The following is an 11,784-nucleotide window of genomic DNA, read 5'->3' on the forward strand; positions in this document are numbered from 1 at the left end:
TCATGTCCGTCACAGATGACTCTGCGCAGAGCCCGGTGGGAGCGGTCGGACGGATCACCGTCCCGATCCCGCCCAACGGCCCGGGGGAAGTTCTGGTGGCCGTGCGTGGTGGTTCGGAGGCGTACGCGGCCTGGTCCGACCGGCCGATCGGCACGAACGTCCGGGTGCTGGTGACCGACCGTGTCTCGGCCCGCTCGGTGGTGGTGGAGCCTCTTCCCGAGTGAGGCCCACTCGAATCCGAAGAAGCATGTATCGCGAAGCTGTCTCGCGGTGCATGTCGTGTGAGTGTGTAGTAAGGACAGGAGTTCCCTCATGTTGTTCTGGCGTGTTCCAGCACCGAACGAGGCGATGCTCATCTCCGGTTCCAAACGACAGGTCCAGGACACCCAGTTCCGGATAGTCACCGGTCACGGCAGTTTCGTTCTTCCCGTCAAACAGAAGGCCCGCATGCTGTCCCTGGCGCTGCGGGAGGCGGAGATAGCCGAGGACTGCGTCACCCAGCAGGGCATCCGGCTGACGGTACGCGCGGTGACCGTGTTCAAGGTCGGTGACGACGCCGTGTCGATCGCCAACGCCGCCCGGCGCTTCCTCGCCGAGCAGGACCGGATGGAGGACCTGGTGGGGCGGATCTTCGCCGGTCACCTGCGGTCCATCATCGGTGGACTGACCGTCGAACAGATCATCCGCGAGCGGGACAGGGTCGCCCAGGAAGTGAAGGCGGGCAGCCACAGCGAGATGGAGAAACTCGGCATCGTCGTGGACGCCCTCCAGATCCAGGAGATCGAGGACGCCACCGGCTACATCAACAACCTGGCGGCGCCGCACGCCGCGGCTGTCGCGAGCCAGGCCCGTATCGCCGCGGCGAGGGCGGACCAGGAAGCCGCCGAGCGCGAGCAGCAGGCGGAGGCTCTGAAGGCCGAGTACGAGAGGGACACCTCGATCAAGCGCGCCGGCTTCGAGGCGCAGACCGAGCAGGTACGGGCCCGTGCCTCGCAGGCGGGACCGCTCGCACGGGCGAAGGCGTCGCAGGAGGTCATCGAGGAGCAGACGGCGCTGGCGGAGCGGCAGGCCATGCTGGCGGCGCAGCGGCTGGAGGCGGAGGTCAGGCGCCCGGCGGACGCGGAGGCGTACCGCAGGCGGACCCTCGCGCAGGCGCAGGCAGACGCGAACACCGCGCGGGCGGTCTCGCTGCGCGACGGCAACCAGGAACTCCTGGCGGCCAACAGGGTCGTGGAGGTGCTGCCGGAACTCGTGGACTCGGCGGCCAAGGGTCTGGCGGACTCCAACCTCACCGTCCTCAACGGCACCGACGGCGTCAACGAGGTCGCGGCCGGGCTGGTCGGCCAGGGCATGACCATCCTCAACTCGCTGCAAGGACACACCGGTTCGACGCGTGCGCCGGCCGAGCAGGACCAGGACCCGACACAGAAGATGAACGGAAAGGCCCCGGCCCGGGTGGACAGGGCCGCCTGACCACCTGTGGGCCACGGGCCCAGATCGCCGGGCGGACTCCTCGGAGCCCACCCGGCGATCGGCGGTCCCGAGCCGCCCGTCCCTACGCTTCTCGCCGCCGCCCGGCGCCCCGGCGGCGGCTCTCCTCGGCGGGGCGGGAGATGGACCGGGACTGCACGTGCTCGTAGACCGTCGTCGTCTGTACGTCGGCGACCTCGCGCCGCTCCGTGAGGCGGTCGATGACGAAGGCGTACAGCCCGTCCACGTTCGGGACGGCCACGTGCAGGAGGAAGTCGTGCGGGCCCGAGGTCACGAACAGCCCGATGACCTCGGGGAGTCGCGCCGCCCACTCGCGGAAGCCCTCGATGACGGGGCGGGACGGCGGTCTGATCCGTACGGAGATCAGCGCCTGTACGGGGCGGCCCACGGCCTCCAGATCGAGCGCCGCGTGGAATCCGTCGATCACGCCCCGCTCGCGCAGGATCTTGACCCGCTCCAGCGAGGTGGAGGGGGAGACGCCGGTCCTGGCCGCAAGATCGCGGTTGGTCTGCCGTGCATCGTGCTGCAACTCCCGCAGCAGAGCCCAGTCGAGCGCATCAAGTTCCACGATATTGCCCTTCGGCCGTACGAAGTGCGCCGGAACTCCCCATCGTACGCATGACTGCCTACCGTTTCGAGGTATGACCGCTCAGAACGACACCGCCCCGAACGACACCGCTCAGCACGCCGTGACCGTAAGGACCGACCTCTCCACCCGCCAGGCCCCGCTCAAGTGGGTCCTCGTCGTGGACGAGGACCTGCCCGCCGGGCGCGCGGTGAACGCGGCGGCCTGCATGGCCGCCGCCGTCGGCAGGGCCCTGCCGGACCTGCTCGGCGGCGACGGCCGCGACGGCTCGGGCCATGTGCACCCGGGACTGCCCTGGGCGGGCTGCTCCGTCCTGGCCGCTGACGCCGCCACCCTGCACGCCCTGCGGGAGAAGGCAGCCGCCAAGGAGGACGTCTTCGTCGTCGACATGCCGGAGCCCGCCCAGACGTCGCGGATCTACGACGAGTACCTCGACCTGCTCGCCGGTACGAAGCACGAGGACCTCACTTACCACGCGGTCGCCCTCGTCGGCCCGCGCAACCGGATCAGCAAGCTCGTCGGCAAACTGCCCCTGCTCCGCTGACCGGCCGACCCGCCCCACCGCAAGGTCGGTTGACGCTCCGTCAGCCGTTGACGCTCAGCACGATCTTCCCGCGCGTGCGTCCCTCCTGGACCCGGCGGTGCGCCTCGGCCGCGTCCGCCAGCGGCAGGACGTCCTCCACCTCGACGCGCACCACGCCCTGGTCGATCAGCCCCGCGATCCGGGCCAGGGAGGTGCCGTCCGGCTCCACCAGGAACGCGGTCGCGTTCAGCCCCCGCGCGCGGGCGCTCTCCAGCACCTCCGGCGCGACGCCGGACGGCACCGCGACGATCGTGCCGCCCGGCCGCAGGGTCTCCAGCGAGCGCGTGGTCGTCGAGTCGTGCCCCTCGCCGACCAGATCGATCACGACGTCGACGTCGCTCACCACGTCCTCGAACCGGACCTTCGTGTAGTCCACGAGCTCGTCCGCGCCCAGCTCGCGCAGCCAGTCGTGCTTGGCGGCGCTCGCCGTGCCGATGACATGGGCCCCGAGGTGCTTGGCGAACTGCACCGCCAGATGCCCCACGCCACCCGCCGCCGCGTGGATCAGCACCCGCTGCCCCGCCCCGACGTGCGCCGCGTCCACGAGCGACTGCCAGGCGGTCAGACCGGCCAGCGGTACGGCCGCGGCGGTGGCGTGGTCGATCGTGCGCGGCTTGAGCGCGAACTGCCGCGACGGCGCCGTCACATACTCGGCGTACGCGGAGGCCGGCCGCGGGAACCACGGCATCCCGTACACCTCGTCGCCGGCCTTCAGCGTATGCACACCGAAGCCGACCTCCTCCACGACGCCGGACACGTCCCAGCCCAGGACGAACGGCGGCTCGCCGAGGAGACCGGCCATGCCGCCGCTCTCACGGGACTTCCAGTCGACCGGGTTCACGCCCGCCGCGTGCACCCGTACCAGCACCTCCGTCGGGACCGGCCGGGGCCGCGGACGCTCGGAGAGGCGCAGCACCTCGGGTCCGCCGAGGGAGTCCTGGGTGATCGCGCGCATCGTCGGCTCACTGCTCATGTGGGTCAAGGCTCCCTGGAAGAGTGCGGTGGATCTTCGACACCGAAAACGTACCCTCCGGGTACTGGTAACCCGCAAGGGACACTACTATCCGAAGGGAAGTAAGGCGTTCGACGGTGCGAGGAGACGGATCCCATGGCTCACCCGTGTACGACGGGCCGGCACGACAAGCACGACGTCTACGCCGCGCAGTGCCCCTGCCGGGACGTCCTCGGCCTGCTCGCCAACAAATGGGCCGCGCTCGCCATCGGCGCCCTCGAAGAGGGCCCGCAGCGCTTCGGCGCGCTCCAGCGGCGGCTCCAGGGGGTCAGCCCCAAGGTGCTCACCAGCACCCTGCGCCGACTGGCCGACCACGGCTTCGTGGACCGCACCGTCTACCCGGCGGTCCCGCTCCACGTCGAGTACGAGCTGACGTCGCTGGGGCGTGGAGTGGCCGTGCCGCTCGGCCAGTTGCGTGCCTGGGTGGAGAACAACCTCGACGACACACGGACGCCGGAGCCGGGCGTCCCCACGGCGGTTGACCGACCGCTTCAGTCGCCGTCAGTTGCCCCGTGAGGCGACCATCGCGACCGTCACCAGTCCCAGTACCACCCACCCGAACCAGAGCCAGCCGCTGCTCCCCAGTGCCGCCGTGTAGGCCGTCACGACCACCAGCGCACCGACGGTGAGTATCCCCATCGCCTTCGTGGATCCGGATCCGGACATGTACGTCCTCCTCCTGGCCGTGGCCGTAAAGACCATCGTCACCCGAAAGGTGGCTTCCGCGCTACTGTCCGCGTGCCTGCAACGACGCGAGGTAGGCGTTGTACGCGGCCAGCTCCTTGTCACCGTCCCGGTCCGCGGCCCGGTCCGAGCGCTTCGCCTGGCGCTGGTCCGAGCGGTACCACTGGTACACCAGCGCGATCAGGACCAGGACCGACGGGATCTCGCTGAACGCCCAGGCGATGCCGCCGGCGGCGTTCTGGTCGGAGAGCGCGTCGATGCCGAGGGACGCGGGCGGATTCTCGTACGCCCGCACCATCGGCTCGCTCGCCATCATCAGCGCGATGCCGAAGAACGCGTGGAACGGCATCCCGGCGAACAGCTCCAGCATCCGCATCAGATAGCCGGGCCGGTGCGGCCCCGGGTCCACACCCATGATCGGCCAGAAGAAGACCAGCCCGACGGTCAGGAAGTGCACCATCATCGCGATGTGCCCCGGCTTCGACTCCATGAGGAAGTCGAACAGCGGGGTGAAGTAGAGGCCGTAGAGGCTCGCGATGAACAGCGGGATCGTGAAGACGGGATGCGACACGAACCGCACGACCCGGCTGTGCAGCACCGCCAGCAGCAGCTCACGCGGCCCCTTGCGCCCCCGGCCCGCGACCGGCAGCGCCCGCAGCGCCAGCGTCACCGGCGCGCCGAGGAGCAGCAGGATCGGGGAGACCATGCTGATCACCATGTGCTGCACCATGTGCACGCTGAACATGACCATGCCGTAGTCGTTCAGCCCGGTGCACATCATCAGCGCCACGCTCAGCACACCGAGCACGAAGGCGATGGTGCGGCCCGGTGACCAGCCGTCGCCCCGCGAGCGGAGCCGCAGGACGCCCCAGCCGTACAGCGCGAGCGCCAGCAGACAGCCGACGACGAAGAAGGCGTCGGGTGAGAACTCCAGCGCGCGGCTCAGCGTGAACGGCGGCAGATCCATCGTCGTGCCGTGCCCGCCGTGATCCATACGTGCTCTCCCGCCGGGACGATCCTGAACGATGGTGAATGGTGCGAAGTGTCCGCACCCGGGACCAGAGTAGAACCGCCCCCGGCGCCGTTCGCGGCCGGGGGCGGTTCGTCGTACCAACGCACTGGATCAGCCGCTCAGAGCACGCACTCCGCCTCGGCGTACCGCTCCGCGGGCACCGTCTTCAGCGTCTCGACGGCCTCCGCGAGCGGCACCATCAGGATGTTCGTGCCGCGCAGCGCCGTCATCATGCCGAACTCGCCGCGGTGCGCCGCCTCCACCGCGTGCCAGCCGAAGCGGGTCGCGAGCACCCGGTCGTACGCGGTCGGCGTCCCGCCGCGCTGGACGTGGCCGAGTATCACCGGCCGCGCCTCCTTGCCCAGGCGCTCCTCCAGCTCGACGGAGAGCTGTCGGGCGACGCCCGCGAAGCGCTGGTGCCCGTAGATGTCCTTGCCGCCGACGTCGAACTCCATCGAGCCCTCACGGGGCTTGGCGCCCTCGGCGACCACCACGATCGCGAAGCGCTTGCCCGCCGAGAAGCGCTTGCCGACCAGCTCGGTCAGCTCCCCTATGTCGAAGGGGCGCTCCGGGACGACGATCGCGTGCGCACCGGCGGCCATGCCCGAGTGCAGCGCGATCCAGCCCGTCTCCCGGCCCATGACCTCGACGATCAGCACCCGCTGGTGGGACTCGGCGGTCGTCTTCAGCCGGTCCAGCGCCTCCGTGGCGACACCGACGGCGGTGTCGAAACCGAAGGTCACATCCGTGGAGGAGATGTCGTTGTCGATGGTCTTCGGCACGCCGACGATCGGCAGCCCCGCCTCGTAGAGGAGGCTGGCCGCCTTGAGGGTGCCCTCGCCGCCGATCGGGATGATCGCGTCGAGACCGAGGTCGGCCACATGCCCCTTGGCCCGCTCCACACCGTCACGCAGATGCGCGGGCTGGACGCGGGAGGAACCGAGGATCGTGCCGCCACGAGCCAGGATGCCGCCGACGGCGTCGAGGTCGAGCTTGCGGTAATCGCACTCCAGAAGGCCTTTCCAGCCGTCGTGGAAGCCGATCACCTCGTCGCCGTGGTCGACGACGGCGCGGTGCACCACGGACCGGATCACCGCATTGAGACCGGGGCAGTCGCCGCCGGAGGTGAGTACACCAATTCGCATTGCCCGGAGAACCTTTGCAACGTGGGCCGACGGCCGGACCACGTCGTCCGGCTGAATCCCCGCCACCCTACCGGCGCGGGGTGGCGGGACCGAACCATGCGTCCGACTGCTGGACGCCCCGCGGTTGAACGGAGCGTGTCAGGCGGGCTGCGTCGCGGCGGCGATGCGCTCCGCGCGCAGCGCCTCGTACCACCGGTCGTCCGCCGGCGGCAGCGCGTTCACGTCGAGCGCCAGCTTCAGCAGCAGGTCGGCGATCAGCGGGTTCCGGGCCAGGACGGGGCCGTGCATGTACGTACCGAACACCGTGTCGTTGTACGCGCCCTCCGTGCCGTCACCCGTGCCGTTGCCCTTGCCGAGGGACACCCGCGCGAACGGCCGGGCGCTCGGGCCGAGATGGGTGACGCCCTGGTGGTTCTCGAACCCCGTCAGCGGCGGCAGGCCCAGGTGCGGGTCGATGTCGCCCAGTACGTCCCCGACGCACCGCTCGCCCTCGCCACGGGTCGAGATCACGTCGAGCAGTCCGAGACCGCCCTCGCGCTCGCCCAGGTCGTTGACGAACTCGTGGCCGAGGATCTGGTAACCGGCGCAGACCGAGAACACGATGGCGCCGTTGGACACCGCCCGGTTCAGACCACCGTCACGGCGCAGCCGCTCGGCGGCCAGCCGCTGCGGCCGGTCCTCGCCGCCGCCGATGAGGTAGATGTCGCCGGACGTCGGCACGGGCTGGTCGCTGCGCACGTCCACACGTGTCACGTCGAGACCGCGCTGCCGGGCACGGCGCTCCACCACCAGCGCGTTGCCCTGGTCCCCGTACGTGCTCAGCAGGTCCGGGTAGATCCACACCAGCCGCAGACTGTTGTCACTCATTGCTCGCTCGTCCCTCTCCGACTACGTCGGTGTTCATGGCGGCTGTCTCAGTTGCCGACGCGGCGGCGCAGGTCCTGGAACGACGTGTAGTTGGCGATCGCCTCGATACGTCCGGGCGGCGCCATCTGCACGGCCTCGTCGGCGGTCGCGCACACCCGGAAGTCCAGGCCCGCGACCTCCAGCCGAACGGCCAGGTCCAGCTTGCGGTCGCCGATGACGAAGATCGGGTGACCGGCCAGCCGGGTGTAGTCCACGTCCCACAGCCAGGAGGTGTCCGTGCCGTCCGCGCCACGGGCGTTGACCGCGAGGATGACGGGCGTGGGCGGCGGGTCGATGAGCGAGAACGTCTCCAGCCAGCCCGCCGGGTTCTTCGCCAGCAGCAGCCGCAGGTCACGGCCGAGGAAGGACACCACGTCGTACCGGCCGGCGACGGCCTGCACCTGGTACATGCGCTCCAGGGCGACCTGCGGCGGTACGCCGAACGTGGCGGCGACGGCGGCGGAGGTGGCGGCGTTCGCGCGGTTCGCGCGGCCGGGCAGCTGGAGGTGGATCGGCCAGGCGGAACCGTGCGGGTCCAGGACGTGGTCGCCGTGCAGCGCCCAGCTCGGGGCGGGCCTGCGGAAACCGCACTGGCCGCAGAACCAGTCGTCGCCCGGACGCTGCATCACACCGCCGCAGGCGGGGCAGGACCAGGCGTCGTCCTTCCACTCCTGACCGGCCGCGACCCAGACCACGTTGGGGGACGACGAGGCGGCCCACACGACCAGCGGATCGTCGGCGTTGGCGATGACGACGGCCTTCGTGCCGGCCAGTCCCTCGCGCCAGTGCTCGGCGAGCATGCGGGTCTCCGCGGCGCGGTCGAGCTGGTCGCGGGAGAGGTTGAGCAGGGCGATCGCCTTGGGCGTGGTGTCGCGCGCGACACCGGCGAGGTACTTCTCGTCCACCTCGATCACGCCGTACCTGGCGTCCGAACCGCCCGCGAGGGCGGAGGTGATACCGGCCGGCATGTTCGCGCCCAGCGCGTTCGACACCACGGGTCCGCTGGCCCGCAGGGCCTCGGCGATCAACCGTGTCGTGGTGGTCTTGCCGTTCGTCGCCGACACCAGCACGACATCCAGATGCTGCGCGAGAGCCGCCAGCAGATCCGGGTCGAGCCGCAACGCCACCTTGCCGCCGATCACCGATCCGCTGCCGCGCCCCGCAGCGCGCGACACCGCCGCTGCGGCCTTGCCTGCCGTCACGGCCAGCTTGGCCCGTGGCGACAGCGGGTCCGTGTTGCCTGCCATCGTCCTTGATCCTCCTCGCGTCGGTCCGGGCTCAGCCTATCGAGATACGTGCACGGGCCCGAACCACGGCACCGTCGAAGGGGCTGATCGTTGTCACACGTACGCCTGAACGACGCCGCCGGACGGGCGCCCCGCGCCCCGCCGCGCGACCGGTTTCCGCGCGGGAGAGTGGCCTGTTTCCGCGGCGAAGGGGCTTTCGCGCCGATTACCCGCCCCCGCCCCCGCGGCCCCGGCGGCCGGGCCGCCCCGCTCTCCCCGTCCACCCCCACCTCCCGGCCCGCACACCACCACCACGCGGCCCCCGACGGTCCTTCACATCCGGCCGGGCCCGCGGGCACCCGCCCCGCCCGTCGAGCGGCTTTCGTGTCCGGTCCGGTCCGCGGCGGGACCCCGTCTCACCCCACCGGTACGCCGCCGAGCCATATCCGCGCCGGGCGCAGGGCCGGGTCCAGTTCGATCAGGTCCGCGCGCAGTCCGGGGCGCAGTTCGCCCCGGTCGTGGAGGCCGAGCAGGCGGGCCGCCGTGGCCGACGTCATCCGGACGGCGTCCGGCAGCGGGATCCCCACCGAGGACACGGCCCTGCGGAACGCCTCCGCCACGAACAGCGTCGAGCCGGCGAGCGTGTCGGTGCCGCGCAGTCTGGCCACCCCGTCCGTGACGGTCACCTCGCGGTCCGCGAACGCGTAGTCCCCGTCCGGCATGCCCGCGGCCGGCATCGCGTCGCTGACCAGCGTGAGCCGGTCGGGGCCCGCGACCCGGTGCGCCAGCCGTACGGTGTCGTCGGCCAAGTGGTGCCCGTCCAGGACCAGTTCGCAGACCAGCCGCGGGTCGAGCAGCGCGGCGGCGACCGGCCCCGGCTCCCGGTGGTGCAGCGGAGGCATCGCGTTGAACAGGTGCGTCACCGCGCGCGCACCGAGATCGGCGGCCCGCGTGAACGCGGCCGCGTCCGCGTCGGTGTGGCCCAGAGCGCACACCAGTTCGTCCGCGTACCGCCGGATCAGTTCGGGCGCGCCCGGCAGTTCCGGTGCCACGGTCATCGACACCGCGTGCCCGCCCGCCGCGTCGAGCAGCCGCGCCATCAGCTCCGGGTCGGGGGCGCGCAGCGCGCTGCGGGTCTGCGCGCCGCGCCGCGCGGGTGACAGGAACGGCCCCTCGAAGTGGATGCCCACCAGGTTGGGCGCGGACCCGTCGTCGATGACGGACGCGACCGTACGTACGGCGGCCTCCATCGCGGCCGGCTCGACCGTCGCCACGGACGCCAGCATGCTGGTCGTACCCCGCGCGAGATGACCTGCCGCCGCCCCCCGTACGGCGGCGGGATCCCCGGTGTAGACCGAGTGGCCGGCCCCACCGTGGCAGTGCGGGTCCACGAACCCCGGCACGACGAGCCGCCCGTCCAGATCCACCGCGGTGTCCGGCCCGCCGGGCGGGGCGCCCGTCCCCAGCGAGTGGATACGGCCGTCGCGTACGAGCAGCCACCCGTCCACGACACCGGCGTCCGGTGTCGCGAACCTGCCGCCGACGAACAGCCGTCCGTCACCGGCCCCGCTCACGGGTGCCCGCGCCGGACGGCCCGCCGTCACCGTGTGCCCAGCAGCGCGTCCACCGCGGCGCGCGCGCAGACCCGGGAGGCGCCGAACGTACGCACCCAGCCCCGGAAGCCGCCGAAGTCGTCGCCGGGCACCCCCATGTCGACCACCACGCAACGGGGATACCGCTCAAGCAGCTCGTCCAGGACCGGCCGCTGCCAGGGGAACCGGTGCGAGCTGCGCACCAGCAGCACCACATCGGCGTCCGGCCCGAACTCGTCCAGATACAGGCCGACTTCGGCCTTGATCATGCCCTCGGCGTTGTAGGTGTCGCCCGCCACCGCGAGCGCTTCGACGTCGATGCCCGCCGCGCGCAGCGGCGCCTCCACGCCCCAGGAGGCGCCGCCCTGCGCGGGTGAATGCGTCGGGTCGAGCCGTACGACCAGGGCGCGGCGGCCCTTGAGCACCGCGTCGCCGCTCACCTCGAGGACGTCCCGCGCCAGCCGCTCGCCGACCGCGTCGTCGTGCGGGACCCCGGTGGCGCGCGGCCGGGTGCCGAGCTTCGCGAGACGGGCGTTCGCCTCGCGCAACCGCTCCTCGGGCAGGGTGCCGTTCTCCACGGCGGCCACCAGCGCGGCCGCCGCCGCGTCCACGTCGTCCCCGAACGCCCACGCGCCGAGGCAGAGCGCGTCCGCGCCGGCCGCGATCGCCCGTACGGCCGCCTCGGGCAGGCTCGCCACGTCGGCGATGCCGCGCATCTCCAGCGCGTCGGTGATGACGACGCCGTCGAAGCCCAGCTCCTCGCGGAGCAGCCCGGTGAGTACGGCGGGGCTGATGGTGGCGGGTACGTCGTCCAACTGGCTGAGGTGGACGTGCGACACCATGATGCTGTCGACCCCGGCGGCGATGGCCGCGCGGAACGGGTCGAGGTAGTGGTCCACCAGCTCCTGCCGGGACAGGTCCACCGTGGGCGTGCCGAGGTGCGCGTCGGTGGAGCTGAGCCCGTGGCCGGGGAAGTGCTTGGCGCAGGCGCTCACCCCGGCGGCCTGAAGTCCCTCCACCCAGGCCGCCGCGTGCCTGGCGACCAGCGCGCGGTCGGCGCCGAAGGTGCGGATGCCGTTGGGGGAGAGGGGGTTGACGGCCGCGTCGACGGCGGGCGCCAGATCCCAGTCGATGCCGGCCTCTACCAGCGAGAGGCCGAGCTGGTAGGCGGACTCGCGGGTGCGCTCGGGATCGTCGAGGCGGCCGAGGGCGTGGTTGCCCGGTACGGACGTACCGCCGTGGTCCTCCAGGCGGTTGACGTCACCGCCCTCCTCGTCGACGGAGAGCAGCACGTGGTCACGCAGGCCGTGCAGGGCGGTGGTCAGCTCCCGCACCTGCTCGCCGGAGGCGATGTCCTTGCCGAACAGGACGAAGCCGCCGAGTCCTTCGGCGACCCGGGCGCGCGCCCACTTGGGGACGGTCCTGCGTCCGAGCGCGGGGAACAGCACGCCGTGGGCGAGCCGGGACAGCTCGGTCATGATTCGATTCCTCACCTTGCGATTGGTCTTCGTGCGGTCGTACGGGGGGGCCGGGCGCCGCGCGCGGGG

The 11,784-nt window shown here is 71.7% G+C and carries 13 protein-coding genes; 4 read left to right on the forward strand and 9 right to left on the reverse strand.

Features of this window, described 5'->3' with window-relative positions; all coding sequences use genetic code 11:
• The first annotated feature begins 2 nt into the window (after positions 1-2).
• Complete coding sequence (locus ACFWHU_RS20970; RefSeq protein ID WP_242570378.1) at positions 3-224, forward strand: hypothetical protein; 222 nt, start codon at positions 3-5, stop codon at positions 222-224.
• A gap of 88 nt (positions 225-312) precedes the next feature.
• A complete protein-coding gene (locus ACFWHU_RS20975) occupies positions 313-1,473 on the forward strand; it encodes an SPFH domain-containing protein (protein ID WP_385792510.1) in 1,161 nt (386 codons plus the stop codon).
• Between the two features lie 82 nt (positions 1,474-1,555).
• Here ACFWHU_RS20975 and ACFWHU_RS20980 read toward each other — a convergent pair whose 3' ends face one another.
• Positions 1,556-2,059, reverse strand: coding sequence for an Lrp/AsnC family transcriptional regulator (locus ACFWHU_RS20980; protein WP_385792509.1), 504 nt, complete (start codon positions 2,057-2,059; stop codon positions 1,556-1,558).
• Between the two features lie 73 nt (positions 2,060-2,132).
• Here ACFWHU_RS20980 and ACFWHU_RS20985 point away from each other — a divergent pair, with 73 nt between their 5' ends.
• Positions 2,133-2,621, forward strand: coding sequence for a DUF2000 domain-containing protein (locus tag ACFWHU_RS20985; RefSeq protein ID WP_387226258.1), 489 nt, complete (start codon positions 2,133-2,135; stop codon positions 2,619-2,621).
• A gap of 40 nt (positions 2,622-2,661) precedes the next feature.
• Here the strand turns inward: ACFWHU_RS20985 and ACFWHU_RS20990 are convergent, their stop codons facing one another.
• Positions 2,662-3,633: an NADP-dependent oxidoreductase gene (locus tag ACFWHU_RS20990; RefSeq protein WP_385792507.1), complete on the reverse strand. Its 972-nt coding sequence runs from the start codon at positions 3,631-3,633 to the stop codon at positions 2,662-2,664.
• A 135-nt stretch (positions 3,634-3,768) separates the two neighbouring features.
• On the opposite strand from ACFWHU_RS20990, the gene ACFWHU_RS20995 reads away from it, so the two are divergent.
• Positions 3,769-4,188: a winged helix-turn-helix transcriptional regulator gene (locus tag ACFWHU_RS20995; protein ID WP_387226260.1), complete on the forward strand. Its 420-nt coding sequence runs from the start codon at positions 3,769-3,771 to the stop codon at positions 4,186-4,188.
• Here the strand turns inward: ACFWHU_RS20995 and ACFWHU_RS21000 are convergent.
• The 7 genes from ACFWHU_RS21000 to ACFWHU_RS21030 form a co-directional block, all read right to left on the reverse strand.
• The gene (locus ACFWHU_RS21000) at positions 4,174-4,338 is read right to left on the reverse strand and encodes a hypothetical protein (protein ID WP_187280182.1); all 165 of its coding nucleotides are present in this window, start codon (positions 4,336-4,338) and stop codon (positions 4,174-4,176) included. The genes ACFWHU_RS20995 and ACFWHU_RS21000 overlap by 15 nt on opposite strands.
• A 61-nt stretch (positions 4,339-4,399) precedes the next feature.
• Positions 4,400-5,350, reverse strand: coding sequence for a cytochrome c oxidase assembly protein (locus ACFWHU_RS21005; protein WP_385792505.1), 951 nt, complete (start codon positions 5,348-5,350; stop codon positions 4,400-4,402).
• A 137-nt stretch (positions 5,351-5,487) separates the two neighbouring features.
• Entirely contained in the window at positions 5,488-6,513 is a 1,026-nt protein-coding gene (locus ACFWHU_RS21010; protein ID WP_387226262.1) for a 6-phosphofructokinase, read from the reverse strand.
• A 138-nt stretch (positions 6,514-6,651) separates the two neighbouring features.
• Positions 6,652-7,380: a type 1 glutamine amidotransferase gene (locus ACFWHU_RS21015; RefSeq protein WP_385792504.1), complete on the reverse strand. Its 729-nt coding sequence runs from the start codon at positions 7,378-7,380 to the stop codon at positions 6,652-6,654.
• Between the two features lie 47 nt (positions 7,381-7,427).
• Entirely contained in the window at positions 7,428-8,666 is a 1,239-nt protein-coding gene (locus ACFWHU_RS21020; RefSeq protein ID WP_078078556.1) for a MurT ligase domain-containing protein, read from the reverse strand.
• A gap of 395 nt (positions 8,667-9,061) precedes the next feature.
• Positions 9,062-10,219 (reverse strand): N-acetylglucosamine-6-phosphate deacetylase, encoded by a 1,158-nt coding sequence (gene nagA / locus ACFWHU_RS21025; RefSeq protein WP_387226265.1) that lies wholly within the window; start codon positions 10,217-10,219, stop codon positions 9,062-9,064.
• A gap of 26 nt (positions 10,220-10,245) precedes the next feature.
• Positions 10,246-11,715, reverse strand: a complete 1,470-nt coding sequence (locus ACFWHU_RS21030; RefSeq protein ID WP_385792502.1) for a glycoside hydrolase family 3 N-terminal domain-containing protein — start codon at positions 11,713-11,715, stop codon at positions 10,246-10,248.
• Positions 11,716-11,784 lie beyond the last annotated feature (69 nt).

This window comes from Streptomyces sp. NPDC060366 (assembly GCF_042725135.1).
GTDB lineage: Bacteria > Actinomycetota > Actinomycetes > Streptomycetales > Streptomycetaceae > Streptomyces.